A 26,485-nucleotide genomic window follows, 5' to 3' on the forward strand; every position below is an offset into this window, starting at 1 on the left:
GCCCCGTATCCAAGGCCAGGTTTGACCCTGGCCTTTTTTGTCTTAGCGCCAGACGCGGAGGACATCATGTCAAGCAAAACGCAGTTTCCGGAGTCGGCTTTTGCCGACGACCAGGAAATCGAAACCCGGGCCCGGGAAACCGACTCGCTCGTCATCAAGACGGTCTGCCTGATCGCCGTTGTGGCCATTATCGGAAGCGCCCTGGGGTTTCCGGATACCGCCGGCGCCATCATTGATTCGCTGCGCAGCTTCGTTACCATCCACTTCACTTGGTATTACGCCCTGTTTGCCACCTCGGCGCTGGGCCTGTGCATCTGGCTGGCTTTCGGCCGCTTTGGCCAGATCCGCATCGGTGGCGACATGGCCCGCCCGACCTATGGCCGCTTTGCCTGGTATTCCATGCTGTTTGCCTGTGGTCAGGGCATCGGCCTGATTTTCTGGAGCGTGGCCGAGCCGATCATGCTGTACCAGAGCAATCCGCTGGCTCCTGACGGCGGTGCGCGCGGCGTCAACACCGCCATGAGCTGGGGCTATTTCCACTGGGCCATCCACGCCTGGGCCATCTACTGCATTGTCGCCCTGTGTCTGGCGTACTCTTTTTACAACCGCAACAAGCCCCTGACTTTCCGTGACGCCTGCATCGACTGCCTGCCGGCGTGCTGCCGCCGCTCCAGCGGCCTGCTAATCGAAACCCTGGCCATCCTCGCCACCGTGCTGGGCCTGTCGACCTCTTTCGGCTTTGCTGCGCTGCAATTCAACAGCGGCCTCGATTTCATCAGTGGCATCGGCTCTACTGCCATCGTCAAGTCGGTGATCGTGGTCACGCTGACCTGCTTTACTGCCATGTCGGTGTTCATCGGCGTCAACAAGGGCATGAAGATCATCAGCGAACTCAACACCAGCCTGAGTCTGGTGCTGATGGCCGGCATGTTCGTGTTCGGCCCGACCCTGTACCTGCTGTCACTGATTCCGGAATCGATCGGCACCTACCTGAGCAACCTGTTTGCCATGGGCCTGTGGACCGACGCCCAGTTGCAGGTCACCGGCTTTGGCCACTGGAAGGAGAGCTGGAACGGCTGGTGGACGGTGTTCATCTGGTCATGGAGCCTGTCGTTCTCGCCGTTTGTCGGGGCCTTCATCGCCCGCATCTCGCACGGCCGCACCATCCGTGACTTCATCCTCGGCGTGGTGGTGATTCCGTCGCTGATCGTGATCATCTGGATTGCCATCATGGGCGGCAGCGCCATCTATTTCGACCTCAACCAGGGCGGCACCATCAGTGCAGCGGTCAACAGCGACATCGCCAGCGGCCTGTTTGCCCTGTTCGGCAACGTGTCTTGGTCCGTGGTCCGGCTGGCGCTGCTGGTGATTGCCACCGTGCTGGTTGCCACCTACTACATCACTTCACTGGATTCCGGCATCCATGCGCTGGCGCACTTCGTGTCGCCCAGCGACCATCCGTCGGCCTGGTTCAAGGTCATGCTGGTTGCCGCCATCGGCAGCATCACGCTGGTCCTGCTGAGCCTGGGCGGCACCGCAGCCCTGGCTACCATCCAGACCGGCGCCATCCTCGGTGCACTGCCGTTCTCGTTCATCTGCCTGCTGATGATCTACAACTTCATCCACAACCTGATCAACGACCGGCTGCCGGGCACGTTCATCCTGTCGCAGGACCGGATGAGCCGCTGACAGAAGCAGTCACCCGCAAAAAACCCCGCCAACAGGCGGGGTTTTCGTCATTCCGCAGCCAGCGGATCACCCTGAACCGGCAGCGATCGCCCACCGGAGCACAGGCAGCCGGGCAGCCAGTCTACGCGGACCACGGCCGGCTGACGGCCACAGCGGCCCACCGGCTTTCCGGCGGATACTGCCGCAGGCCTGCCCGGTCCGGAGCCCCGCAACGGCAGCCTGCCCGCCATCATGACGCCCCGGCCGCCGGCCTCAATGGCACAGCATAACCGGTACGGTGCTCTGGCGGATCAGGATGCGGGTGGTAGAGCCAAAGAGGCGGGTTTTCCAGCTGCGGTGGCCGAATGCCCCCAGCACCAGCAGGCTGGCGTCCAGGCTGACCGCCAGCGTGTTGATGAGTTCGGCCGGCTGCTTCTGGCCGACCACCAGCCCTTGCGGCCGGACGTTCAGCCCGTGGGCGGCCAGATAGGCCGCACCTTCCTGCGCCAGCCGGTCGGCTTCGGCCTGCGTCTGGCTGATCGACACCACCCGCAGCGCCTGCCCGGCGCCCAGCCCCAGATGCACCAGCTGTTGCAGGGCGCGCGCACTGTTGGCACTGCCGTCGTAGGCCAGCAGGATGGTGCCTTCGCTGACCAGCGGCATGGCTGGCGGCACCACCAGCAGCGGACGCGGAGCGTTGTCGAGATAGCTTTCGATCCAGCGCATGTCGTCGCTACCCAGCGTGGCATTCTGCGCCACCACCACCAGGTCGTGCCCGAGGGCGCGGCGGGACAGGTCCTGCGCCGGATTCTGGCTGAACAGGCAGTCACCGGTCAGCGTCAGCCCTTCGTTCAGGGCGCTGCACCGGATCGCCAGCAGGTCGGCGTCGGCCTCTTCGTGCCAGTGCGCCTCGCGCTGCCGGTCGCGGGCCTGCCGGAATCCCAGTCCGCCGGCCGGCACGGCTTCACCGCTGCTGAGCGGGGAAGCATCGACCAGTACCACGGCGTTGACCTCTGCCTGCATGCGGTGCGCCAGCCAGAAAGCCGTGGCCTGGGGAGCCGGAGTGGGATGCGTGGTATCCAAAGCGACCAGAATGCGTTTGAGCATGGTGTGCCTCCAAAATGAACCGTCCTGTTTTGAGACTATTCCATAAACCCGCCGCCAATCCATGCCCCGGCGCCATAAATGACCTTGAGATTGACTAAAAACAAAACAATCCCGAGGGTCATGCCGGATCGGCCGGGCGTCTGCCACGTATCAAGGACAGACCTGCGGTCACGGTTTTTAATGCAGGCATGGCCATCATCCCCGGAGGTTGCGGCATGTCGAATCCCCCTTCCAGCCAGCCGGTCTGGCACGCGCTTGACCCCGAAGCCACCCTGAATGCGCTCGACAGCCGCGACGAAGGGCTGGACGCTGCCGAAGCCGGCCGCCGCCAGCAGCGCCACGGCCCCAACCTGCTGCCGCAGGCCGCAGGCCGCCCCGCCTGGCAACGCTTCCTGCTCCAGTTCCACAACCTGCTGATCTACGTCCTGCTGGGCTCGCTGCTGGTCACGCTGCTGTTGCAGGACTGGGTCGACAGCGCAGTGATTGCCGGCGTAGTGGTCATCAACGCCGTCATCGGCTTCTTGCAGGAGGGCCGGGCCGAACAGGCGCTGGCTGCCATCCGCGACATGCTGGCGCTGCACGCCACGGTCATCCGTTCCGGCCAGCGCCAGGAAATCGACGCCGCCGGACTGGTTCCCGGCGACATCGTGCTGCTGCAAGCCGGCGACAAGGTGCCGGCCGACCTGCGTCTGCTGGCCGTGCGCGCCCTGCGCATCGACGAGGCCACGCTGACCGGCGAATCGGTGCCGGTGGACAAGCAGGCAGCCGCCTGTGCCGCCGACGCGCCGCTGGCCGAGCGCGCCTGCCTCGCCTACTCCGGCACGCTGGTCACGTACGGCCAGGCCCGCGGCGTGGTGGTCGCCACCGGCTCGGCCACCGAAATCGGCCACATCAACACGCTGCTGAACACGGTGGAAACCGGCAGCACACCACTGACGCGCCAGCTGGACCAGTTTGCCCGCTGGCTGACGCTGGCCATCGGCCTGACCGCGCTGGCCACCATGCTTGCCGGCGTGCTGTGGCGCGGCTACGGCTGGGGCGAGGTGCTGATGATCGGCGTCGGACTGGCGGTGGCCGCCATTCCCGAAGGGCTGCCGGCCATCGTCACCATCACGCTGGCCATCGGCGTCGAGCGCATGGCCCGCCAGCGCGCCATCATGCGCCGGCTGCCGGCCGTGGAAACCCTGGGTGCAGTGACGGTGATCTGCACCGACAAGACCGGCACGCTGACCCGCAACGAAATGGCGGCCGGCCGCATCCTGACCGCCGACTGCGACATCAGCGTCACCGGCCAGGGCTATGCACCGGACGGCCAGCTGCTGCACGCCGGCCAGCCGGTGTGCCACGGCGACAATGCCGCCCTCGACCGGTTCCTGACCGCCATTGCACTGTGCAACGACGCCACCCTGCGGCAGAACGAGGCCGGCTGGGAAATGCTCGGCGATCCGACCGAGGGCGCGCTGCTGACCCTGGCGCACAAGGCCGGCCTGCCGTGGGCCGACGTGATGCAGACCCTGCCGCGCCTCGATGCCATCCCGTTTGAATCCGAACACCGCTTCATGGCCACGCTGCACCGTGACGCCAGCGGCCGGCGGCTGATCCTGGTCAAGGGCGCACCCGAGGTGATCCTGGAGCGCGCCGGGACCGAGTGGAGCAGCGCCGGCAGCCGGCCGTTCGACCGGGCGGCGTGGCAGGCACGGGCCGAGGCGCTGGCCGATGACGGCTTCCGGGTTCTGGCCATCGCCATGCGTTACCAGAGCGGCGGCCACGACCAGCTGGATTTTGCCGATACCCGCGACGGGCTGGTGCTGCTGGGTCTGGTCGGGCTGATCGACCCGCCGCGCCAGGAAGCTGCCGATGCCGTCAGCGAATGTCACAGCGCCGGCATCCGGGTCAAGATGATTACCGGTGACCACGCCGCCACCGCGCGCGCCATCGGCCTCAGGCTGGGCATCGGTGACGGCCGCCAGGCGCTCACCGGCCAGGACATCGACCGGCTGGACGACGCGGCGCTGCAACGGACCGTGTGCGAGGTGGACGTGTTTGCCCGCATGAGCCCGGAACACAAGCTGCGCCTCGTCGGCGCGCTGCAACACACCGGCGCCGTGGTGGCGATGACCGGCGACGGTGTCAACGACGCACCGGCGCTCAAGCGCGCCGACGTCGGCGTGGCCATGGGCGGCAAGGGCACCGAAGCGGCCAAGGAAGCGGCGGAAATGGTGGTCACCGACGACAACTTTGCCTCGATCGCCCGTGCGGTGCGCGAGGGGCGCACGGTCTACGACAACCTGAAAAAAGCCATCCTGTTCATCCTGCCGACCAATGTCGGCGAGGCAGCCATCATCATCGCCGCCATCCTGGCCGGTGTACCGCTGCCGATCACGCCGGTACAGATCCTGTGGATCAACATGGTCACCGCCGTCACGCTGGCGCTGACGCTGGCTTTCGAGCCGCCCGAGGACGGCGTGATGCAGCGGCCGCCGCGGGCGCCCGGCGCCGGACTGATCGATACGGTGTTCGTGCGCCGGCTGCTGCTGGTCGGCCTGCTGATGGTGGTGTTCCCGTTCCTGCTCTATCTGTGGGCACTGTGGCGCGGCCTGCCGGTCGCGCACGCCAGTACGCTGGCAGTCAACTGCATGGTGGCGGTGGAAATCGCCTATCTGTTCAACACCCGTACCGGCATCCGCTCCGCACTCGGCCTGACCGCCCTGCGGGCCACCCGGCCAACCTGGGTGGCGATCGGCGTGCTGCTGCTGTTGCAGCTGGCCTTTACCTACTGGCAGCCCCTGCAACGGCTGTTCACCACGCAGGCGCTGGATGGTGGCGACTGGCTGATGGTGGGACTGTCGGCCGTGCTGACCTTCCTGATCGTCGAGGCCGACAAGGCCTGGTGCCGCCGGCGCGGCTAAGGCCGCAGCGCACCCCCTCCTGGGTGGTCATCGGTTCCGGTACGTCGGCACCGGCTTCTGCCGGAAGCTCCGGACCTTGCCACATCCGGTCGCGGTTACTGCCACACCGGCCCGGCCTGAAGGGCGGCCCGTGACATCTGGTTCTGCAATGGCTGCGTTTCCGTCCTGCCGGCAGGAACGAGACCCGGACAGGACGCATGCCGGTCGTCCGGGAGCGGGGACGCACCGGCGGCCCAAAAAAACACCACGCCGGCAGAGCGTGCCGGCGTGGTGAACTGACGGGAAAAGAGCCGGATCAGGCGGCCATTTCCAGCATCAGGTGGTTGATGCGGCGCACGAAGCTCGCCGGGTCGTCGAGCTGGCCGCCTTCGGCCAGCAAGGCCTGGTCGAACAGCACGCGCGACAGTTCGTCAAAGCGGCTCATGTCGGATTCGGCATCCAGCTTCTTCACCAGCGGGTGGGTCGGGTTAAGCTCAAGGATCGGCTTCTTGTGCTCGACCTTCTGGCCGGCCGATTTCAACAGGCGCTCGAGGTGGCCACTGATGTCATGCTCGTCAGCCACCAGACATGCCGGCGAATCGGTCAGGCGATGGGTGACGCGCACTTCGCGCACCTGTCCGGTCAGCGCGCCCTGCACCTTGTCGACCAGCGGCTTGAGGGTTTCCTCGACCGCTTTCTGCTCGGCCTTTTCGGCTTCGTCTTCCAGCTTGCCCAGATCCAGCGCGCCCTTGGCGACCGACATCAGCGGCTTGCCGTCGAATTCGGTCAGGTTGCCGGTCACCCATTCGTCCACGCGGTCGGTCAGCAGCAGCACTTCCACGCCCTTCTTGCGGAAGATTTCGAGGTGCGGGCTGTTTTTGGCCGCGGCAAAGCTGTCGGCAGTGATGAAGTAGATCTTGTCCTGACCGTCCTTCATGCGGCTGACGTAGTCGGCGAGGCTGACGCCCTGCTCGGTGGTGTCGGCATGGGTGGAGGCAAAGCGCAGCAGCTTGGCGATGCGTTCCTTGTTGGCAAAGTCTTCGCCAACGCCTTCCTTGAGCACGTTACCGAACTCGCTCCAGAAGGTGGCGTATTTTTCCGGCTGGTTTTCGGCGAGGTCTTCCAGTACGCCCAGCACCTTCTTGACGCAGCCGGCGCGGATGGCGTCGATGTCCTTGCTGCCTTGCAGGAGTTCGCGGCTGACATTGAGCGGCAGGTCGGCCGAGTCGATGACACCCTTCACGAAGCGCAGGTAGAGCGGCATCAGCTTGTCGGCGTCGTCCATGATGAACACGCGGCGCACGTAGAGCTTGATGCCGTGCTTGCGCTCGCGGTCCCACAGGTCGAACGGTGCCTTGGCCGGGATGTACAGCAGCTCGGTGTATTCCTGGCGGCCTTCGACGCGGGCGTGGCTCCATGCCAGCGGGTCTTCGAAGTCGTGGGCGACGTGCTTGTAGAACTCGCGGTACTGCTCGTCGCTAATGTCGTTCTTCGAGCGGGCCCACAGGGCGGACGCCTGGTTGACCACCTCGAAGCCTTCTTCCTGCTTCACGTTGCCGTCTTCGTCGTAGCCCGCAGCCTTGGGCATTTCGATCGGGATGGCGATGTGGTCGGAGTACTTGCGCAGGATGGAACGCAGGCGCCAGTCGTTGAGGAAATCGTCCTCGCCTTCGCGCAGGTGCAGGGTGATGACGGTGCCGCGCGCGGACTTGTCGATGGCTTCGAGGGTGTAGTCACCTTCGCCGGCCGATTCCCAGCGCACGCCGGCGTCGGCGGGCAGGCCGGCGCGGCGGGTTTCCAGCGTGACCTTGTCGGCCACGATGAAGGCGGAATAAAAACCGACGCCGAACTGGCCGATCAGGTTGGCGTCCTTCTGGGCGTCACCGGTCAGTTTTTCGAAGAAGGCGCGGGTGCCGGACTTGGCGATGGTGCCGATGTGCTCGATCACCTCTTCCCGGCTCATGCCGATGCCGTTGTCGGCGATGGTGAGGGTGCGGGCGTCCTTGTCGAAGTTCAGGCGGATCCGGAGATCGCTGTCCTGCTCGAAGAGTGCCGGGTCGGCAATGGCTTCGAAACGCAACTTGTCAGCGGCATCGGAGGCGTTCGACACCAGTTCGCGCAGGAAGATTTCCTTGTTGGAATACAAGGAATGGATCATCAGGTGCAGGAGCTGTTTGACTTCGGTCTGAAAACCAAGGGTTTCTTTCTGGCTCATGGCAACACAAAAGAGAGTGGTTCACGATGTACTCCGAAATGGGGCGGTTTTTCCAGGTTTCAATCTCCCGCTGCCGCCGAATGACCGCCAGTCAGCACTGATATCAACAATGTTAATGACGAATGCGCCTTATCAAACAATATATTAATATTTCACGATAATCTTCTTAAATAACCGTCTCAACCCCACCCTTACCAAGGGAGTCTGTCTCCATGACCGCTTTACAACCCACCCAGTGGCGCATCGGGGCACGTCTGTCCGCAGGCTTTGCCTTGCTGTTGTTGCTGATCGTCATGATCGCCTTCAGCGGCTGGCGCGGCATGTACAGCATGGGCGAGGAAATGCGCACCATCACCGATGTCAGTGCTCCCAACATGGAGGTGCTGACCAGGATGCAGAGCGCCAACAGCCACGCCTTCCTCGCACTCAACCTGTTCGTGAACGCCCCGCCGGCAGAGCGTTCGCGCATCCGGCAAACCATCCTTGCCGCACGCCAGACATACTTTGAGAACCAGACCGCACTGCGCGAACGTTTTTTCGGCCCCGACGGACTGGAAAGCGAACGCCAGGGCCTGAGCCGGCTTGAAGCGGCCGGCAAAGGCTATCTGGAAACCCGCGACCGCATCTTCAGCCAGACCGAAGCCGGCAATCAGGCCGCAGCGGCCGAACTCCTGCATACCGAACTGGACGCGCGCCAGACCGAACTGGTCAATGCCCTGGATGCGCTGATGACCATCCAGATCGACTCCAACAAGGAAGACAGCCAGCAGTCCGCCGCGGCCTACCAGCAGGCATTGATGGTCCTGGGCGTCGCCACGCTGCTGAGCATTGTTTTCGGCTCCCTCTTTGCCTGGCGCCTGACCCGCTCGATCGTGCAGCCGCTGTCCGAAGCCGTCAGCACCGCTGACACCGTTGCCGGCGGCAACCTCGGCATCACCATCAATCCGCCGCAGCGGCAGGACGAAACCGCCCAGTTGCTCAATACACTGGGACACATGGTGCAGAAACTGCGCGAAACGGTCAGCGTCATGCGCGACGGCGTGGCCAGCTCGCGCCAGCTGGCCGAGTCCTTGAGCTCGACCACCGCCCAGGTGCACCGGGCCAGCCAGACGCAGGCCGACGCAGCCAGTGGATCGGCCGCTGCCATCGAGCAGCTGACCGTCAGCATCAGTGCCGTCACCGATGCCATGGAGCACGTGCGGGACCACGCCCGCGACAGCGTCCGCGGCGTCACCCAGGGCGGCCAGCGGGTCGCGGACCTGGAGGGCGGCATGAACACGCTGCAATCGCTGGTGCACGATCTGGCCGACCAGGTGCAGGACTTCGTGAAAAGCTCGCAGGCCATTACCGAGCTGACCAGCGTGGTGCGTGACATCGCCGACCAGACCAACCTGCTGGCACTGAATGCCGCCATCGAGGCGGCACGGGCGGGCGAAGCCGGCCGCGGTTTTGCCGTGGTGGCCGACGAGGTGCGCAAGCTGGCCGAAAAATCCGCCAGCTCCGCCGCCGAAATCGACACCGTCAACCGCGAGCTGGGCAGCAAGTCGGCCGCACTCGACAGCATGGTGCAAAAGGGCATCGAAGCACTGGACGTCAACCATCAGCATGCCGGCGAAGTGGCCCGGATTTTCCAGGAAATCCACGACGGTGCCGTGCGGGCCGGCGAGGAGATCGACGGCCTGTCCCATTCGATTTCCGAGCAGCGCACGGCCAGCACCGACATCGCCCGCAACATGGAGCATACGGTGCAGATGAGCGAGGAAACCGCCCAGGCCATGCAGTCGGTACGCGAGCAGACAAACGACCTGACCCGGATTGCCAACCAGCTGGACGAACAGGTGGCATTTTTCCGGCTTTGACCTGCCGGCGAGACCAAACCATCGATAACGGACAACATTCTGCACAAAATCATCAAAACAGCATGAGATCGTTGACTTCATGCAATACGCCATGCAAAGTGCTGAAACTATGTTGACTTGTCGACCGTTTGCCTACGCCACCCGCTATTACCGTGACTGCCCCGAGGCGGTCGCGGCGATGACGTGCAGCTAGGTTCAACCCACCGGCACTTCCCGCTCTCAGGCCGCCAGACTGGCGGCCTGATGCATTTCAGGAACGCCAGCCCGGACGGCGGATGCGTTTTTGATTTGCCAGAAAGGACCATTCATGACGACCACCCGCTCCAGCTGGGGCTCCCGTTTCGGCTTCATCTTTGCCGCCGCCGGCTCGGCCATCGGCCTTGGCGCCATCTGGAAGTTTCCCTACGTCACGGCCATGAACGGCGGCGGCGTGTTCCTGCTGCTGTTCCTGCTGTTCAGCTTCACCCTGGGCCTGGCGCAGATGATGGTCGAATTCACGCTGGGGCGGACCGCCCAGACCGGCCCGGTCGGCGTGTTCCGCCGGCTCGCCGGCGGCGCCTGGCCCCTGATCGGCCTCATGGGCATCGTGGCGGGCTTCGTGCTCTACAGCTTTTACAGCGTGGTGGGCGGCTGGACTTTCGGCTACCTGCTGCTGGCGCTGGAAGGCGAGATCCTGACCACCGATGCCGCAGCCTTGCAGGCCGGCTTCGCCAACTATGTCTCGCATCCGTTGTGGCCGGTCGCCAGTCACGGAGCCTTCATCCTCGCCACGCTCGCCATCGTGATTGCCGGTGTCGAAGCCGGCATCGAACGCGCCAGCAAGCTGCTGATGCCCTGCCTGCTGGCGATGATGCTGATCCTGATCGCCCGCTCGCTGACCCTGCCCGGCGCCTGGGCCGGCGTCGTGGCCTTCCTGCAACCGGACTTCAGCAAGCTGACACCGGCGATGGTGGTGGATGCCCTGGGGCTGGCGCTGTTTTCGCTGTCGCTGGGCACCGGCGGCATGATTGCCTACGGCTCGTACGTCAAGCGCGAAACCCCGGTCCTGCGCTCGGCCGCCTGGGTGGTGGGGCTGTCGTGCCTCGTGGCCATCCTGTCCGGCCTGATGATCTTTCCGGCACTGTTTGCCTTCGGGCTCGATCCGGCCGCCGGCCCGGGACTGACGTTCATGACCATGCCGGTGGTGTTTGCCAGCCTGCCGTTCGGCCAGGTGTTTGCCGTGCTGTTCTTTGCCCTGCTGGCCGTTGCCGCCCTGACGTCATCGGTGTCGATCCTGGAGCTGATCGCCACCCTGTTCCTCGACGAATTCGGCTGGAAACGCCAGCCGGTGATCCTGGGCCTGTCGCTGGCCGTGTTCGTTTGCGGCATTCCGGCAGCGCTGTCGTTCGGCCCGCTGGCGGACGTGCAGTGGTTCGGCAAGTCGATTTTCGACGTGATGGACTACAGCGTATCGAACGTGATGATGCCGCTGGGCGGCATCGGCGTGACGCTGTTTGCCGGCTGGCGCGTATGGCCGGTGATCGCTTCGCAGAGTGCCTTGCCGCCGCTGGCCCTGTCGGGCCTGAAGTGGAGCTGCCGGGTACTGGCACCGACGGCCATTGCCATCATCCTGCTGAAGAACCTGTAACCGGGAGGGCAACCGGTACGCTCCGCACCGGGGTCGCCAGCGGGCGTCGTGGACACAAGCCGCGGCGCCGGGCCCCGGCCCGGGGCTTCCCGGTCGCCATGTGCGGCCTGCCGGAACCGGCTGGCGGCCGCTGGTCCGCAATCACCGGCAGACGCCCGGCATGGCTGCTGGTAACAGCCTGCACTGTTGCCGATCTTTCGGCAGCTGGCGGTCATGTTCCCGGCACTTTCGGTTCTTCCGCTCGCTGGCGTGCAGGCCGGACAACGCGGGGCTTCCGGGCCTTTTGCGGCATGGCCTGCATCCGGGTGGCTTGCCCCGGTCCGCAAGCAGCGCTATAGACAGGGCTTCTGTCTGCGTGAAGGGCCTTGCTCATGAGCAACGATCCACGGGTGTACTTTGCTGCCGAACGCACGCTGCTGGCGTGGGTGCGGACCGGCATTGCCATCATGGCGATGGGGTTCGTGATTTCGCGCTTCGGGCTGTTTCTGGCGTTGCAGGCGTTTGAAATGCATTTGCACACCAGCGTCAGCCATCCGGTCTCCGGCATGCTCGGCTTTGCCTTTGCGGCCCTGGGCGCGGTCCTGATCGCCATCGCGGCCGTGCACCATGCCCGCTTCACCGCCACGCTCGGTCCGGCAGAACTGCCCCCGGCCTGGCCGGTCCGCATGGCAACCTGGCTGGCCTTGCTGATGGCGGCCCTGGGAGCCGTGCTGGCAGGCTATCTGCTGCTTTCGGCCGGTAACTGGAGCTGAAACCGGCAAGCCGGCGCCGGTATCCGCCGGCCCTGTTGCAGCAGCTCAAGCGTGCTTCATGAGGCCGGAACGGCGTACGTGGAGACCTCGATCAGGTTAAGGTCCGGGTCACGGAAATAGACCGACATGATCCGTCCCTGCGCACCGGTGCGCGCCACGGGTCCTTCCAGGACTTCGACCTGTTCGGCGGCAAGATGCGCCAGCACGCCGGACAGTGGTGTTGTCGTGATCAGGCAGAGGTCTGCAGAACCGGGTACCGGGCGATGGGCTTTGGGCTCGAATTCGTGTCCGTACAGGTGCAGGTTGATTTTCTGCTGGCCAAAAGCGAGTGCCTTGCGGTTGTCCCCGAATATCACCACGGCCATGCCCAGTACACGCGAGTAGAAATCGCATGTCTTCCCGATGTCTTTCACGGTCAGCACCAGGTGATCCAGCCGTTCGATGCTCAGCGCCATTGCAGTCTTTCGTGTGCCATTGGATCAGGCATTGTGCCGGAGCCCCGGCATGTCATGTCATTGAAGCTTTTTATCCTGCCGATCGTGCAGTTGCCATCGCCGGCATCATGGCAACAGCGCTCGCTGGCGCAGTGTCACACGCACGGCATTTGCCCAAAGACCGGCAGCAAGGGTATAGTCTTGCTCCCGTTATCCGGCGCAGCCAGTGGACCGGTTTTTTCCTCCCCGGTTGCAAGCTCATGGATACGGCATCATGTTTGCGGAAGCGTGGCAGAGTGGTTGAATGCACCGGTCTTGAAAACCGGCGTGCCGCAAGGCATCGTGAGTTCGAATCTCACCGCTTCCGCCAGAACATCCAGTCAAAGCCCTGATTTTTTCAGGGCTTTTTCTTTTGTGGCTCTTTGAACATGCCATTCCGGATCAGCCGTCCTTGGCTGACCGGGAACCCTGTCTGGCACCTGACGGGGAAATTGTCCCCAAGAACATTTCCGCCGGCCTGTTTTTCCCGATCCGGGCTTGCCTCCGGACAAGCAAATACAGGTGATTGCCTCAAGCGCCCTCCCCTGCGTAATTCCTGGCGCCACCGTCAGTGCCGAAAACGCGACAAAAAGCCACCAACAGAGCAGCCCTGTGTCACCCACACCATCAGGATTGCCGGAGAAGCAGCCGGAGCCCCAGGGTCGGGAAGATTTCCGGCGTATCCCGGGCATTCTTGCTGACCCTTGAAGGACAAGGCTGCCCTTTGCCCAGCCATGCTTTCAGCGTTCTGCGGACTGCGGCTGCATTCCGTCCGGCCGATGGTACGGCAACGAAGATTGTGCGGATTCCCGCTGGCGGTCCTGGCAGGGCTCCTGCGCCAGCGCCCGGACAACACAACATGCAATACAATCAACAAGTCATGCATTCAGAATATCGCCGCTACCTGTATCCACATTGACCACTCAACGGAGCAAGCATGAAACACCTCGCAAAAGCAGGACTCCTCGCCACCCTGACCACACTGGCGTTTCATGCGGGCAGCGCAGCGGCAGGCCCAGCCAGCCTGCCGGCCTATGGGGCCGATCCGGGACAGACCTCGGTCTCGGGCCTGTCGTCAGGCGCATTCATGGCCGTGCAGTTGCAGGTAGCCTATTCAGGATCAATTACCGGATCGGGCATCATTGCCGGCGGCCCTTATTACTGTGCGGCCAACAATATCCTGTTTACCGGCATTTGCATGGGACAGGTACCGTTCGTCCCGCCCAATCCGGCCCTCATGGCCAGTGCCGCCCGGAACTTTTCAGCCACCGGGCTGATTGATCCCGTCGACAACCTGAAAAACCGGCGGGTTTACGTCTTTGGCGGCACCAGCGACACCATTGTCCGGCAGCAGGCCGTTGACGCTACGGCCGATTTTTTCCAGCAGGTCGGCATCGGCAAGGAAAACCTGCAATACGTGAAAGACGTACCGGCCGGTCACGCCGTCATCACGGCCAAGAACGGAAATGACTGCCCGGCCAATGCCGAGCCGTACATCAGCCACTGCACGGTCAACGGCAAGGGGTACGACCAGGCAGGAGCCATCCTGAGCCACATCTACGGCCCGCTGAATCCGCCGGTCAGCACACCAACGGGAAAAACCGTCAGCTTCAACCAGCGGGCTTACGCCGCAGCCGATACCGCCATGGCCGACACGGGTTTCCTGTACATTCCCGAAGCCTGCAATGCCAGCGGATCCCGCTGCAAGGTGCACGTTGCCCTGCATGGCTGCATGCAGTCTGCCGAATCGGTCGGCGACCGGTTCTACACCAAAACCGGCTACAACAACTGGGCCGACAGCAACCGGATCCTGGTACTCTATCCCCAAGTCAACAAATCCAGCCTGCCCTACAACCCCAAAGGCTGCTGGGACTGGTGGGGATACACCGGCATGCACTATGCCGACAGGCAAAGCCCGCAGATGAACGCCATCAAGGCCATGATCAACCGGCTGACAGAGCAGCCGGCCCGCTGAACCCCGGCCCGGTACTCCGGTAAAGACGGATTTCCCGCAGTACCGGGCCAGCCATTCCTTGCCTTGTGCAGATGATCAAGAAATTCCCCTTGCACCCCAGACATCCGGAACGGATCTGCTGGGGCTGCGACAAATACTGCCCCGCCACCGACCTGCAATGCGGCAACGGCTCCGGCCGGACCCAGCATCCGGCCGAAATCCTCGGCGACGACTGGTACGAACACGGCAACTGGGATCTCGAAGACATTCCGGAACCCGGCAGCAGGGCCGACTAGCCCGGGACCAGTGCCGGCCGGACCGGAACCTGTACCGCCAGCAGACAGGCTGGCGGGCGGTTTCCGCCCGCTCACCCAGCGCAGGATGCCGGCGGCCCGCCGGTATCCTGTGCACGGCATCACACGCCCCGTTGCCGGCGCAATACCCGGGCGGTTTCCACCATGTTGGCCAGCGCCGGCAACACTTCATTCCACTGGCGGGTTTTCAGGCCGCAATCCGGATTGACCCACAGCCGCTCGGCCGGCACATGCTCGGCGGCCTTGTTCATCAGCCCGACCATATGCCCGACCGTCGGAATGTTGGGGGAATGGATGTCGTACACCCCGGGGCCGATCTGGTTCGGATAACGGAAATGCTCGAACACGTCCAGCAGCTCCATGTCCGAACGCGAGGTTTCGATGGTGATCACGTCGGCATCCATGGCGGCGATCGCAGCAATGATGTCGTTGAACTCCGAGTAGCACATGTGCGTGTGGATCTGGGTGGTATCGGCCACGCCATTGGCAGTGATGCGGAAGCATTCCACCGCCCACGCCAGATAGCCCTGCCACTGCGAGCGGCGCAGCGGCAAGCCTTCGCGCAATGCCGCCTCGTCGATCTGGATGATGCGGACACCGGCCCGCTCCAGGTCCAGCACTTCCTCGCGGATCGCCAGCGCCAGCTGCCGGCAGGTCACGGCGCGGGGCTGGTCGTCGCGGACAAACGACCAGTTCAGGATGGTGACCGGGCCGGTCAGCATGCCCTTCACCGGCTTGTCCGTCAGCGACTGGGCGTAGGTGATCCACTCCACGGTCATGGCCTGCGGCCGCCGGATGTCACCGAACAGGATCGGCGGCTTGACGCAGCGCGAGCCGTAGGACTGGACCCAGCCAGCCTGGCTGAAAACATACCCCTCCAGTTGCTCGCCGAAGTATTCCACCATGTCGTTGCGCTCGGCCTCGCCATGCACCAGCACGTCCAGTTGCAGCGCTTCCTGCTCGCGGACGGCATGGGCGATTTCTGCCTGCATCGCTGCCTTGTAGCCGGATTCATCCAGCCGGCCGGCCTTGTAGTCGCTGCGGGCCTGCCGGATGGCGGCGGTCTGCGGAAAGGAGCCGATGGTCGTGGTCGGGAACAACGGCAGCTGCAAGTGCCCGGCCTGCCGGGCGGCACGCTCGGCATACGGGCTGTGCCGCTGGCCCAGTTCAGGCGAAATGGCTGCCAGTGCGGCCTTGACCGCCGGGGCATGCACGCGCGGGGATTGCCGCCGCGCCTCGATGGCGGCCCGGTTGGCATCCAGTTCGGCCTGCACGCTGGCCCGGCCATGCCGCAGGGCGCCGGCCAGTACGGCCAGTTCGTCCAGCTTCTGCACGGCAAACGCCAGCCAGGACCGGACTTCGGCATCCAGCTTTTCTTCGCTGTCGAGGTCGACCGGCACGTGCAGCAGCGAGCATGACGGGGCAATCCACAGCCGCGGCCCCAGATTGCGGGCCAGCGGTTCCAGCCAGTCGAGCGTGGCGTTCAGGTCGGTTTTCCAGACATTGCGGCCGTTGACCACGCCCAGCGACACCACCTTGTGCAGCGGCAGCAGGTTCAGGAGCGGCAGGACATCATCACGCCCGGACACCGCATCCACGTGCAGGCCGGCCACCGGCAGGTTGGCTGCCAGATACTTGTTTTCGTGCAAGGCGCCAAAGTAGGTCGCCAGCAGCAGTTTCACCCGGCAGCTTTTCAGGTGGTGGTAGGCCGTGTTGAACGCCTGCTGCCAGTCGGCCTCCAGCTCGGTTACCAGCAGCGGCTCGTCAATCTGCACCCATTCGGCACCGTGTGCAGCCAGCAGGTCCAGCAGTTCGGCGTAAACCGGCAGCAGGCGCTCCAGCAGGTCCAGCCGGGCGGAACCGTCCTTGCTCTTGCCGATGGCCAGATAGGTCACCGGGCCGATGATCACCGGTTTGGCCTTGACGCCCAGACGGCGCGCCTCGTCCAGCTGGGCCAGCAGACGGCCGGCATTCAGGCTGAAAGTGGTGCCGGCCGTGAATTCGGGGACGATGTAGTGGTAGTTGGTGTCGAACCATTTGGTCATCTCGCCCGCCGCCACGCCGGCGCAGCAGCCGGCGTGGGCATCACCGGACGCACTGGCGGAGCGCCCACGCGCCAGCCGGAAATAGTTGTCCAGCTCGGCGCCATGGAATCCCTGCACCCGCTTGGGCAGGTTGCCGAGGGTAAAGGTCATGTCCAGAACCTGGTCATAAAAGGAAAAGTCGCCGACCGGCACCCAGTCCAGTGCCGACTGGGCCTGCCAGTGGCGCTGCCGCAGCCCGGCACCAACGTTTTCAAGCTCTGCGAGCGAGGAGCGGCCCTGCCAGTAAGATTCCAGAGCAAACTTCAGCTCGCGCTTCGCGCCGATGCGCGGAAAACCCAGGGTATGAACAGTGGTCATGATCGTTGCCATGCAAGGTGGGAGATGGCACGATCCTAAAATCGTTGATTCATGAATAAAAATGGTTTTATTTCATTATTCAATGAATTTTATTCATCAACAGGAACCGCCATGGCCATTCTGGAACGCAGCCATCTGGCAATCATCCACGCGGTGGAACAGCACGGCTCGCTGACTGCCGCCGCTGACCAGCTGCACCTGACCCAGTCGGCCCTGAGCCACGCCATGCGCAAGCTGGAAGAACAACTGGGCGTGGCCATCTGGCTGCGCGAAGGCCGCAGCCTGCGTCCGACCCAGGCGGGCGAATACCTGCTGGCCGTGGCCGGCCGCCTGCTGCCGCAGCTGGAACTGGCGGAAACGCGGCTGCGGCAACTGGCCCAGGGCGAACGGGGCACGCTGCGCATCGGCATGGAATGCCACCCGTGTTACCAGTGGCTGCTGAAGATCGTGTCGCCGTACCTGGCGGCGTGGCCGGACGTGGATGTCGACGTCAAGCAGAAATTCCAGTTCGGCGGGATCGGCGCCCTGTACGGCTACGAGATCGACATGCTGGTGACACCCGACCCGCTGTACCGCCAGGGACTGCTCTTCGAGCCGGTCTTTGACTACGAACAGGTGCTGGTCACCGGTCCGGCCCATCCCCTGGGTCGCGCCGACTGGGTGGAGCCCGGGCAGCTGGCCGACGAAACGCTGATCACCTACCCGGTGCCGCTGGACCGGCTCGACATCTACACCCGCTTCCTGACACCGGCCGGCATCGCGCCCAGACGGCACAAACCGATCGAAACCACCGACATCATGCTGCAAATGGTCGCCAGCGGCCGCGGCGTGGCCGCCCTGCCGCGCTGGCTGGCGGAGGAATACGCCCGCAAACTGGACCTCGCCGTGGTCAAACTGGGCCGGCACGGCATTCCCAAACAGATTTTCCTCGGCATCCGCGAAACCGATGCCGGCCTGACCTACCTGCAAGCCTTCATGGCGCTGGCCCGCCAGCCCTTGCCCGCGACATGAGGCAGCCCAGCCAGACGCTTTCCCGCATCCTGACCTGTCCGGCCTGATGCAGTCCGGCGAGCAACCAGACACGCCGCCCGGCGGCATGGGCCATCCGGTGACACAGCCTGATGTCGTCAGCGTGTCCGCGAAGCCCTGACCGTCCACCCGCCATCCCGCCACCGCCGGATGCTGCAACACCGGGCCCGAAGCAGCCGGCAAGGCCGCAGGCGAACACTGGCAAGGTCCTGATCAGGCCAGCCCGCAGGGAAAAGGGGCAGCGACGCTTAGCCCGGCTTGCCGGCGGCTGGTACGTCCTCATGCACCTGGTTGCAGCTGTCCTCCAGGAAATCCAGAAAGGCGCGCACGGCGGCCGACGGCGGGCCTTCGTTTTTGTAAACGGCAAACAGCGGCCAGCTCAGCATGTCCCAGTCCGGCAGGATGCGCTGCAAACGGCCACTGGTAAGGTCGTCCTTGAGCTGGAGCGCGTAGTCGGCGTAGATGCCCATGCCCTGTCTGGCCAGTGCAAGGCAGGCCTGCGAATTGTCCAGCGCGATACGGCCCTGCGGCGGAATCTCGATTTCTTCGCCATCCCGGTAGAAATACGCCGGCCAAGCCTTGCGGTCGTAAGGCGTCAGGAAGTCGATGCGCTGGTGCTGAAGGAGGTCAAGCGGATGCTGCGGCGTGCCGGCACGGGCCAGATAGTCCGGCGCCGCCACCGGCACCAGGGCAAAGGCGCGCAGCTGGCGATAGCGCGCGGCGGGTTCGATCGGCTCGACGGTGCGCAGGGCCACGTCGATCGGCTCGCGGCTGAGGTTGGTGGCGCGCTCGCTCAGGTGAATGATGAGCGACAGGGCCGGATGACGGGCCATGAACTGCGGCAGCCGCGGAATGACCACGGCGTTGGCAAAGCTCTCGGACAGCTCGACGGTCAGCACGCCACGCACCGGCTGCCGTGACAGGCCGGGCTCCAGCACGCCGTCCATGGCCCGCACCAGCGGCCGCAGCCGGTCAAGCAGCTGCTCGCCCTGCACGGTCTGCCGGACCTGCCGGGTATTGCGCTCGAACACCCGCAGGCCCAGCTGGCCTTCCAGCCGGGCAACCGACTGGCTGACGGCGCCGGTGCTGAGTTTCAGCGCCCGGGCGGCGGCGGCGAAGCTGCCCAGTTCGGCCACTTTCAGGGCAATGCGGATCTGGCCAAGCTGGTCCATTGCTTATGTTTCCTGTGTATTGTCGCCACGATTGTTTGGTTTTTCTAAACAGAGCCGGCAGTCCGGCCAAGGGAATGAATCAGGATAATACGGACCGGTCTGCCGCTTTTGGCAGGATTCCGGACATGTATTTGTATGCTGTGGCAGTTTGAAAAACCGATCGTGCGGGAATTCATGCACCTGGCCCTGCCGACCGTGCTGGCGGGCTGGGTCTACATCGTTTACACCATCACCAGTGGTGTTTTCATCGGCCGCTTTGTCGGCAGTCAGGCGCTGGCAGCGCTGAACCTGATCCTGCCGGTCCTGTACGTACCCTACGCCATCAGCCTGATGATCGGCATCGGGGCGGCCACACTGATGGCACGCCTGCGTGGCGAAGGAAAGCGCAGCGAGGTCCGCCGGGTCTGCGGGCAGACGCTGGTGCTGCTGCTGGCCGGCAGCATGCTGCTCAGTGGCGCACTGCTGCTGTGGTCCACGCAGATCGTGGCAGTGCTGGGTGCATCCGGCACGCTGGCGGAACTGGGCGAGGCGTACCTGCGCCAGTTTGCCCCGTTCGTACTGTGCGCCAGTGCCGTGCCGGCGCTGGAGCTGGTGCTGCGGGTGGAAAGCGCCCGGGCGGCCCGGGTGGGCCTGCTGGCCATGACGGTCGGGGCCTTCCTGAACGTGGGACTGGATTACCTGCTGATTGCCCGGCTGGGCTGGCAGATGCAGGGGGCGGCGCTGGCGGCAGGGCTGAGCCTGCTGGCCGTCAGCCTGATCATGCTGGCCTGGGTCTACCGGCCACGGAGCGTGCTGCGTCCGCGGTTCCGCTGGCGCCAGTCCCACGCCGGCATGATCTGCTACAACGGCCTGTCCGAATTCATGGCAGCCCTGGCGCCGGTGGTGACCATCTACGCCTTCAACCAGGCGGTGCTGACCCAGTTCGGTACCAGCGGCCTTGCGGCGTATGCGGTGATCGAGTACATGACGCTGGCAGCCACCGTCACCATGGTCGGGCTGGTGCAGAGCATGCAGCCGATGCTGAGTTATTACCGCGGCGCGCAGGCAGCGCGCTCCATCCGGCAGACACTGGTGATCGGCACGCTGGCGGTGGAGGGCTGCGCCATGCTGGTGGCGGCCGGCCTGACGGGGTTCGCCGACCAGCTGACCCTGCTGTTCCTGCCACAGGGCGGAGGGGCTCAGGTGCTGATTTCGGCGGCCGTGCCGTGGTATGCGCTGGCCTTTCTGCCCGCTGGCGTCAATCTGGTGATTGCCGGCTACCTGACGGCCATGGAACGGCCGGGGCCGTCACTGGTGATTGCTCTGCTGAGAAGCTGGATCCTGTTGCTGGGTTTCCTGTGGGGCATGAGCTGGCTGGGCGGCATGGCGATCTGGCTGACCCTGCTGCTGACGGAACTGGCGACCTTGCTGGTGAGCCTGCCCTTGCAGTACCGCTACCGAGTCGGTGTCGCGGGTTGAAGCGGCACAAGGCGGCATGGGTACCGGCCAGGGCTTGCAGCCTGCCGGCCGGCAGACCGGAACCGCCTGCGCCATGCAACGGCCATGCGGCAGCATCACGCAGGGCAGGATCAGGCCAACCGGTACCGACACCGGCATGAAAATGCTGTTCCCTGCCCGTGCCGCAAGGAAGCCCGACAGGCAGGGTACAGGTCTTGCAGCACGCATCCGCAGCATGCCGGCCCCGGGTGATGACCCGGCCCTCGGGTAGCAGGACCGGACGGTTTGCAGCCGGGCGGACTTGCGATGACAAACCAGCGGCAAGAAAAAAGCCGGCAACCCGCAGCCTGCTGCGTCGTTACCGGCTTTTGCCTGAAAATGGTGGGCCCCCCGGGAGTCGAACCCGGCACCAACGGATTATGCTTACCAGCTATGGCTTTCGCCACCCCTTTCGGGTTTGTGGTCTGGACTGTCTCTTGTCTTTACGACCTGCCCGTACAGTCTCTACACGTTCTCTCTTGCGAGAGCTTCGCTCGGGATTGCCACGCCGCCAAGGCGGCAGAGGTTTCCCCGAATTTGAGCAGTTCTACCAGGAAGCAGAGTCAACTTGCTCCAAGGCAACCCGTTTTTGCGCCATCCGTACCCTGACGGGCCTTAGGACGGCACAGACTTAAGTCCGCTGCTCTAACCAGGCATGAGCTAGAGGCCCTGAAACCGGTGGTGTTGCTGCATCCGGTACCCGCACCGGCAGGGTACCGCATCCGTCCGGGCAGCTGCCCGTCAGGACGCCAGGCTTTGACACCCGGCACCTCGCCCCGGAGAAGACGGTACCGGATGCGGATCCGGTCGTCAGCCTTTGCGTGGCGAAGGGTTGCGATTCTAGCAGAAATGCGTGCCCCTATCGCAATGGCAAAACGGCCCCTCACGAAGAGGAGCCGTTTTCATGGGCATGACCGGTTTACGGATTGCCCGGATCGGCATCCAGGAAGCTGCGCAGGCGCTCCGAACGGGTCGGGTGACGCAGCTTGCGCAGGGCCTTGGCCTCGATCTGGCGGATACGCTCGCGGGTGACGTCGAACTGCTTGCCGACTTCTTCCAGCGTGTGGTCGGTGTTCATTTCGATGCCGAAACGCATGCGCAACACCTTGGCTTCGCGCGGCGTGAGGCTGTCGAGCACTTCCTTGGTGGCTTCCTTGAGGCTGGCGTACATGGCCGCATCCGACGGCGCCATGGTGGCCAGATCCTCGATGAAGTCGCCCAGGTGCGAATCGTCATCGTCGCCGATCGGCGTTTCCATGGAGATCGGCTCTTTGCTGATCTTCATGATCTTGCGGATCTTGTCTTCCGGCATGTCCATGCGGCGAGCCAGTTCGGCCGGGTCCGGTTCGGCACCAGTTTCCTGTAGGATCTGCCGGCTGATGCGGTTCATCTTGTTGATCGTTTCGATCATGTGCACCGGGATGCGGATGGTGCGCGCCTGGTCGGCGATCGAACGGGTGATGGCCTGCCGGATCCACCAAGTGGCATACGTCGAGAACTTGTAGCCACGGCGGTATTCGAACTTGTCCACCGCCTTCATCAGGCCGATGTTGCCTTCCTGGATCAGGTCAAGGAACTGCAGGCCGCGGTTGGTGTACTTCTTGGCGATCGAGATCACCAGACGCAGGTTGGCCTCGATCATCTCGCGCTTGGCCTTGCGGGCCTTGGCTTCGCCGGTGGCCATCTGGCGGCTGATTTCCTTCAGCTCGCGGATCGGCAGCATGGACGAATCCTGCAGGGCAATCAGGTTGCTCTGCTTTTCGCGGATGGCGTGCTGGTAGCGTTCGATGGCGCTGGCAAAGGCCTTGCCGAGCGACATGGCCGCATCCACCCACTCAAGGTTGGTTTCGTTGTTGACGAAAGTGTGCAGGAACACGTCGCGCGGCATCTTGCACTTCTGCACGCAAATGTCCTGAATTTCGCGTTCATTGCGGCGGATGTCGTCCACCACCGAGCGCAAGCGATCACTCAGGGCCTCGACCTGACGGGCCGAAAAGCGCACCAGCAGGAAGGTTTCGGTGATTTCGGCCTGCACTTCGAGATACTGCTTGGACTGCGGGCCGTGTTTGACCAGCGCCTTGACCATTTTCTCGTAAAGCTTGCGCACGTTGGCAAAGTGCTCGAGCGCCTGCGCCTTGAGTTCCTCAAGGTTGGTGCCCGGTGCTGCCGGCGTGCCTTCCTCGGCGTTTTCTTCTTCCTCACCGTCGTCGTCGGCTTCGTCCGCCTCGGCATCCTGCTCGTTGACCGCAGCCAGTTCGGCTTCGGCGCGGGCGTCTGCTTCGTCCGGGGCGTTCGGGTCGATGATGCCGTCGATGACTTCGTCGATGCGCAGCTCGTCGTTCTCGACCTTTTCGATCTGGTCGAGCACGTCCTTGACGATGCCCGGGCAGGCGGAAATCGCCTGCACCATGTGACGCAGCCCGTCCTCGATGCGCTTGGCGATTTCGATTTCGCCTTCGCGGGTCAGCAGCTCGACCGTACCCATTTCGCGCATGTACATGCGCACCGGGTCGGTCGTGCGACCGAATTCGGAGTCCACGCTGGAAAGCGCGCTTTCGGCCTCTTCCACCGCGTCTTCATCTGCCACCACCGGCGTGGCGTCCGACATCAGCAGCTGCTCGGCGTCCGGTGCCTCGTCGTACACCTGGATGCCCATGTCGGTGATCATGCCGATGATGCTCTCGATCTGCTCGGCATCCAGCACGTCTTCCGGCAGGGAGTCGTTGATCTCGGCATAGGTCAGGAAGCCGCGTTCCTTGCCCTGAACGATCAGCTGCTTGAGCCGCTTGCGACGCTCCTCGGTGTTGTCGAGCGGAGCGGCCTGCGCTTTCGACTCAGCAGCCTTGTCGCTATTGGAATTGTCCGCCATCGTGCAATCCTGCAAAATTGAACTGGAAAAACATAACATTATAACACAAAAACACCCGGTCAGGGTGTTGACGCCCGCCTGCGCAGGCGTTCTCCCAACTCGCGCTTTTCGCTTTCGCTCAGCACGCCTTCGGCGGCGCGGCGGGTCAGTTGTTCTACGCGCTCACGGTTCAGCTGTCCGTAAAACTGCTCGACCATGGCGACAAACTCGTCGCGCAAGGGCGTGGCCGTGGCAGCGGGGTCAGCCAGGAGGGTAGCCCACAACGGGTCAAGCTGCTCGCCCAGGGCTGTTTCACGCAGCCGTTCCTGCAAGGTGACACTGCCGGTGACGCCGCCGTTCTGGATCAGCTCGGCCAGCTCGGCCAGGGTACGCGCCTCGCCGGCCAGGGATTCCACCGCAGGCCATTCGACCGCTTCGGCCAGCACAGGTTCCAGCAGCAAGGCCCGGATCAGCCAGCGCACCGGTGACATTTCGCTGCGGTGCCCGCCACGAACCGGTGGCGGACCGGACTTGCGCCCCAGTCCCTTGCGCAGCCCCCACAGACGGTCAAGGTCATCAAGCGACAGACGGGCAAGCTCCGCCAGTTTTTTACGCAATAGCACGGCCAGCGCCGGTGTTTTCACCTGCATGACCAGCGGCTTGGCCAGGTTGAGCAGTTCGGCCCGGCCTTCGTCGCTGTCAAGGTCGACACGGGCGGCCAGTTCCTGGGTCAGGTACACCGACAACGGCAGAGAGCGTTGCTGGATCCAGTCTTCCAGCGCTTCGGCACCGTATTCGCGCACGAAGCTGTCCGGATCATGCTCGACCGGCAGGAACAGGAAATCCACCCGCTTGCCGTCACGCAGTTCCGGCAGCACGTTTTCCAGCGCCCGCCAGGCGGCGCGCTGGCCGGCCTTGTCGCCGTCAAAGCAGAACACTACGCGGTCGGCGTGGCGGAACAGCTTGTGTACGTGCGTCGACGTGGTGGAGGTACCCAGCGTGGCCACCGCGTAGGGCACGCCGTGCTGGGCCAGTGCCACCACGTCCATGTAGCCTTCGACCACCAGCACGCGGTTGCGCTCGCGGATGGCCTCGCGCCCCTCGAAAAGGCCGTACAGTTCACGCCCTTTTTCAAACAGCGGCGTTTCCGGCGAATTGAGGTATTTGGGTTCGCCCTTGTCGAGAATGCGCCCGCCAAAGGCAATCACCCGGCCGCGCACGTCGCGGATGGGAAACATCACCCGCTCGCGGAAACGGTCGTAGCGGCTGCCGTCATCACGACGGATCACCAGTCCGGCCTCGAGCAGGCGATCGTCCAGATAATCGGGAAAAACACCCTGCAAGGCGGTGCGGCCGGCCGGAGCCCAGCCGAGGCCGAAACGGGCGGCGATTTCGCCGGTCAGGCCACGGCGCTTCAGGTAGTCGATGGCGAGCGTGGAACGCTTGAGTTCGCGCTTGTAGAAACGCGCGGCCTCCAGCATGACATCGTGCAGGGTTTCTGCAGTCTGGCGTCGCTGCGCTTCTTCGCGGGCGGCCTCCTGGGCCACTTGCGGCACGGTCAGCCCCACCTGCTGCGCCAGCTCGCTGACGGCATCGACAAAGCCGTAGCCGCCGTGCTCGATCAGGAACGAAATCGCCGTGCCGTGCGCGCCACAGCCAAAGCAGTGATAGAACTGCTTGGTCGGGCTCACCGAAAACGAGGGCGATTTTTCCTTGTGGAACGGGCAGCAGGCCATGTAGTCGCGCCCGGCCTTCTTGAGCGGCACGTAGCGCTCCACCACGTCGACGATGTCGACGCGGGACAGGAGCTGGTCGATGAAATCCTGGGGAATCACGGTGTCCGGGCTTCCGCAGCCTTACCGGCCGGCAAGGCGGGTCTTGATGCGGCTGGACACGGCACCCATGTCGGCCCGCCCGGCCAGCTGTCCGCGCAGCACGCCCATCACCTTGCCCATGTCGCCCATGCCGGCAGCACCGGTGGTGCTGATGGCCGATTCGATCAGGGCATCGATTTCCGCTTCATTCAGCGGCTGCGGCAGGTAGACGGCAAACACGTCCATTTCGGCCTGCTCCTTGTCGGCCAGATCGGCCCGCTGGGCGGCCTGGTACTGGCTGATGCTGTCACGCCGCTGCTTGAGCTGCTTGTCGATCACGGCAATGATGGCAGCGTCGTCAAGCTCGATCCGTTCATCCACTTCTTTTTGCTTGATGGCCGCCAGCAACAGCCGCAGCGCACCCAAACGCACGCTGTCCTTGGCCTTCATGGCGGTTTTCATGTCGTCGGTGATGCGGGTCTTGAGCGTCATGGCAATCTCGGGGGTTGAATTAGCGAACCATTATCTTGGGCCCAAATGGCAAAACCGCAAGCCTGGGCCTGCGGTTTTGTTCCTGCTTGGGATCGCGGTACCGAAAAAATCAGTAGAGCTTCGGCGGCAGCATCTGGCTGCGCAGGCGCTTGTAGTGACGCTTGACGGCAGCAGCTTTTTTGCGCTTGCGCTCAGTGGTCGGCTTTTCGTAGAACTCGCGGGCGCGCAGTTCGGTCAAGAGGCCGGTTTTTTCGATGGAGCGCTTGAAGCGGCGCATGGCCACTTCGAACGGCTCGTTTTCTTTCACGCGAACACTGGGCATGAAAAATCACCACCTTAGGTAATGTGAGGTTGGATAAAAAATCAACCGACAAAACGCCGGTTGAGTCGGCTAT

At 64.0% G+C, this 26,485-nt stretch carries 18 protein-coding genes and 1 tRNA gene; 10 read left to right on the forward strand and 9 right to left on the reverse strand.

The features are described 5' to 3' along the window. Positions 1-66 precede the first annotated feature (66 nt). On the forward strand, positions 67-1,689 hold the full coding sequence (locus tag G542_RS0107325; protein WP_027823782.1) for a BCCT family transporter: 1,623 nt from the start codon (positions 67-69) through the stop codon (positions 1,687-1,689). 252 nt (positions 1,690-1,941) lie between these two features. Here G542_RS0107325 and G542_RS0107330 read toward each other — a convergent pair whose 3' ends face one another. After that, entirely contained in the window at positions 1,942-2,775 is an 834-nt protein-coding gene (locus tag G542_RS0107330; protein ID WP_027823783.1) for a universal stress protein, read from the reverse strand. 215 nt (positions 2,776-2,990) lie between these two features. Here G542_RS0107330 and G542_RS0107335 point away from each other — a divergent pair, with 215 nt between their 5' ends. Next, positions 2,991-5,684, forward strand: coding sequence for a cation-translocating P-type ATPase (locus G542_RS0107335; protein ID WP_027823784.1), 2,694 nt, complete (start codon positions 2,991-2,993; stop codon positions 5,682-5,684). A gap of 295 nt (positions 5,685-5,979) precedes the next feature. On the opposite strand, the gene htpG is transcribed toward G542_RS0107335, so the two are convergent. Beyond that, positions 5,980-7,878, reverse strand: coding sequence for a molecular chaperone HtpG (gene htpG / locus G542_RS0107340; RefSeq protein WP_012695968.1), 1,899 nt, complete (start codon positions 7,876-7,878; stop codon positions 5,980-5,982). A 212-nt stretch (positions 7,879-8,090) separates the two neighbouring features. Between htpG and G542_RS17480 the strand changes: the two genes are divergently transcribed. The 3 genes from G542_RS17480 to G542_RS0107355 all read left to right on the forward strand — a co-directional run bounded on the left by G542_RS17480 (position 8,091) and on the right by G542_RS0107355 (position 12,116). Beyond that, entirely contained in the window at positions 8,091-9,737 is a 1,647-nt protein-coding gene (locus tag G542_RS17480) for a methyl-accepting chemotaxis protein (protein WP_027823785.1), read from the forward strand. 307 nt (positions 9,738-10,044) lie between these two features. Continuing rightward, entirely contained in the window at positions 10,045-11,364 is a 1,320-nt protein-coding gene (locus G542_RS0107350; RefSeq protein ID WP_027823786.1) for a sodium-dependent transporter, read from the forward strand. Between the two features lie 371 nt (positions 11,365-11,735). Beyond that, the gene (locus tag G542_RS0107355) at positions 11,736-12,116 is read left to right on the forward strand and encodes a YidH family protein (protein WP_012695962.1); all 381 of its coding nucleotides are present in this window, start codon (positions 11,736-11,738) and stop codon (positions 12,114-12,116) included. Positions 12,117-12,172: 56 nt separating this feature from the next. Here the strand turns inward: G542_RS0107355 and G542_RS0107360 are convergent, their stop codons facing one another. Next, complete coding sequence (locus G542_RS0107360; RefSeq protein WP_034985275.1) at positions 12,173-12,571, reverse strand: VOC family protein; 399 nt, start codon at positions 12,569-12,571, stop codon at positions 12,173-12,175. A 261-nt stretch (positions 12,572-12,832) separates the two neighbouring features. On the opposite strand from G542_RS0107360, the gene G542_RS0107365 reads away from it, so the two are divergent. The 3 genes from G542_RS0107365 (at position 12,833) to G542_RS0107375 (ending at position 14,839) form a co-directional block, all read left to right on the forward strand. Further along, a tRNA-Ser gene (locus tag G542_RS0107365) sits at positions 12,833-12,920 on the forward strand. Between the two features lie 606 nt (positions 12,921-13,526). Beyond that, on the forward strand, positions 13,527-14,564 hold the full coding sequence (locus tag G542_RS0107370; protein WP_012695958.1) for an extracellular catalytic domain type 2 short-chain-length polyhydroxyalkanoate depolymerase: 1,038 nt from the start codon (positions 13,527-13,529) through the stop codon (positions 14,562-14,564). 71 nt (positions 14,565-14,635) lie between these two features. Next, complete coding sequence (locus tag G542_RS0107375; protein WP_027823788.1) at positions 14,636-14,839, forward strand: DUF3079 domain-containing protein; 204 nt, start codon at positions 14,636-14,638, stop codon at positions 14,837-14,839. Between the two features lie 119 nt (positions 14,840-14,958). Here the strand turns inward: G542_RS0107375 and metE are convergent, their stop codons facing one another. Continuing rightward, entirely contained in the window at positions 14,959-17,259 is a 2,301-nt protein-coding gene (metE, locus tag G542_RS0107380) for a 5-methyltetrahydropteroyltriglutamate--homocysteine S-methyltransferase (RefSeq protein ID WP_012695956.1), read from the reverse strand. A gap of 111 nt (positions 17,260-17,370) precedes the next feature. On the opposite strand from metE, the gene G542_RS0107385 reads away from it, so the two are divergent. Continuing rightward, positions 17,371-18,270 (forward strand): LysR family transcriptional regulator, encoded by a 900-nt coding sequence (locus G542_RS0107385; protein ID WP_027823789.1) that lies wholly within the window; start codon positions 17,371-17,373, stop codon positions 18,268-18,270. Positions 18,271-18,536: 266 nt separating this feature from the next. Here the strand turns inward: G542_RS0107385 and G542_RS0107390 are convergent, their stop codons facing one another. After that, positions 18,537-19,460, reverse strand: coding sequence for a LysR family transcriptional regulator (locus tag G542_RS0107390; protein WP_027823790.1), 924 nt, complete (start codon positions 19,458-19,460; stop codon positions 18,537-18,539). 135 nt (positions 19,461-19,595) lie between these two features. Here G542_RS0107390 and G542_RS0107395 point away from each other — a divergent pair, with 135 nt between their 5' ends. Further along, positions 19,596-20,918, forward strand: coding sequence for an MATE family efflux transporter (locus tag G542_RS0107395; protein WP_012695953.1), 1,323 nt, complete (start codon positions 19,596-19,598; stop codon positions 20,916-20,918). 937 nt (positions 20,919-21,855) lie between these two features. Here the strand turns inward: G542_RS0107395 and rpoD are convergent. From rpoD to rpsU, 4 genes are all read right to left on the reverse strand, one after another. Then, positions 21,856-23,805 carry an RNA polymerase sigma factor RpoD gene (rpoD, locus tag G542_RS0107405; protein ID WP_012695951.1) on the reverse strand — a complete coding sequence of 650 codons (1,950 nt, stop codon included), beginning with the start codon at positions 23,803-23,805 and terminating at the stop codon, positions 21,856-21,858. A 59-nt stretch (positions 23,806-23,864) separates the two neighbouring features. Beyond that, on the reverse strand, positions 23,865-25,619 hold the full coding sequence (dnaG, locus tag G542_RS0107410; protein WP_012695950.1) for a DNA primase: 1,755 nt from the start codon (positions 25,617-25,619) through the stop codon (positions 23,865-23,867). A 21-nt stretch (positions 25,620-25,640) separates the two neighbouring features. Further along, positions 25,641-26,090 (reverse strand): GatB/YqeY domain-containing protein, encoded by a 450-nt coding sequence (locus tag G542_RS0107415; protein ID WP_012695949.1) that lies wholly within the window; start codon positions 26,088-26,090, stop codon positions 25,641-25,643. A gap of 109 nt (positions 26,091-26,199) precedes the next feature. Next, a complete protein-coding gene (gene rpsU / locus G542_RS0107420; RefSeq protein ID WP_012695948.1) occupies positions 26,200-26,412 on the reverse strand; it encodes a 30S ribosomal protein S21 in 213 nt (70 codons plus the stop codon). Positions 26,413-26,485: the final 73 nt, after the last annotated feature.

The sequence above is a fragment of the Laribacter hongkongensis DSM 14985 genome (assembly GCF_000423285.1).
GTDB lineage: Bacteria > Pseudomonadota > Gammaproteobacteria > Burkholderiales > Aquaspirillaceae > Laribacter > Laribacter hongkongensis.

Bases quoted from the DNA above. Each gene is read 5' to 3' on its own strand.
- G542_RS0107325 (WP_027823782.1), top strand. From the start codon at position 67: ATGTCAAGCAAAACGCAGTTTCCGGAGTCGGCTTTTGCCGACGACCAG.
- G542_RS0107330 (WP_027823783.1), bottom strand. From the start codon at position 2,775: ATGCTCAAACGCATTCTGGTCGCTTTGGATACCACGCATCCCACTCCG.
- G542_RS0107335 (WP_027823784.1), top strand. From the start codon at position 2,991: ATGTCGAATCCCCCTTCCAGCCAGCCGGTCTGGCACGCGCTTGACCCC.
- htpG (WP_012695968.1), bottom strand. From the start codon at position 7,878: ATGAGCCAGAAAGAAACCCTTGGTTTTCAGACCGAAGTCAAACAGCTC.
- G542_RS17480 (WP_027823785.1), top strand. From the start codon at position 8,091: ATGACCGCTTTACAACCCACCCAGTGGCGCATCGGGGCACGTCTGTCC.
- G542_RS0107350 (WP_027823786.1), top strand. From the start codon at position 10,045: ATGACGACCACCCGCTCCAGCTGGGGCTCCCGTTTCGGCTTCATCTTT.
- G542_RS0107355 (WP_012695962.1), top strand. From the start codon at position 11,736: ATGAGCAACGATCCACGGGTGTACTTTGCTGCCGAACGCACGCTGCTG.
- G542_RS0107360 (WP_034985275.1), bottom strand. From the start codon at position 12,571: ATGGCGCTGAGCATCGAACGGCTGGATCACCTGGTGCTGACCGTGAAA.
- G542_RS0107370 (WP_012695958.1), top strand. From the start codon at position 13,527: ATGAAACACCTCGCAAAAGCAGGACTCCTCGCCACCCTGACCACACTG.
- G542_RS0107375 (WP_027823788.1), top strand. From the start codon at position 14,636: ATGATCAAGAAATTCCCCTTGCACCCCAGACATCCGGAACGGATCTGC.
- metE (WP_012695956.1), bottom strand. From the start codon at position 17,259: ATGACCACTGTTCATACCCTGGGTTTTCCGCGCATCGGCGCGAAGCGC.
- G542_RS0107385 (WP_027823789.1), top strand. From the start codon at position 17,371: ATGGCCATTCTGGAACGCAGCCATCTGGCAATCATCCACGCGGTGGAA.
- G542_RS0107390 (WP_027823790.1), bottom strand. From the start codon at position 19,460: ATGGACCAGCTTGGCCAGATCCGCATTGCCCTGAAAGTGGCCGAACTG.
- G542_RS0107395 (WP_012695953.1), top strand. From the start codon at position 19,596: ATGCTGTGGCAGTTTGAAAAACCGATCGTGCGGGAATTCATGCACCTG.
- rpoD (WP_012695951.1), bottom strand. From the start codon at position 23,805: ATGGCGGACAATTCCAATAGCGACAAGGCTGCTGAGTCGAAAGCGCAG.
- G542_RS0107415 (WP_012695949.1), bottom strand. From the start codon at position 26,090: ATGACGCTCAAGACCCGCATCACCGACGACATGAAAACCGCCATGAAG.
- rpsU (WP_012695948.1), bottom strand. From the start codon at position 26,412: ATGCCCAGTGTTCGCGTGAAAGAAAACGAGCCGTTCGAAGTGGCCATG.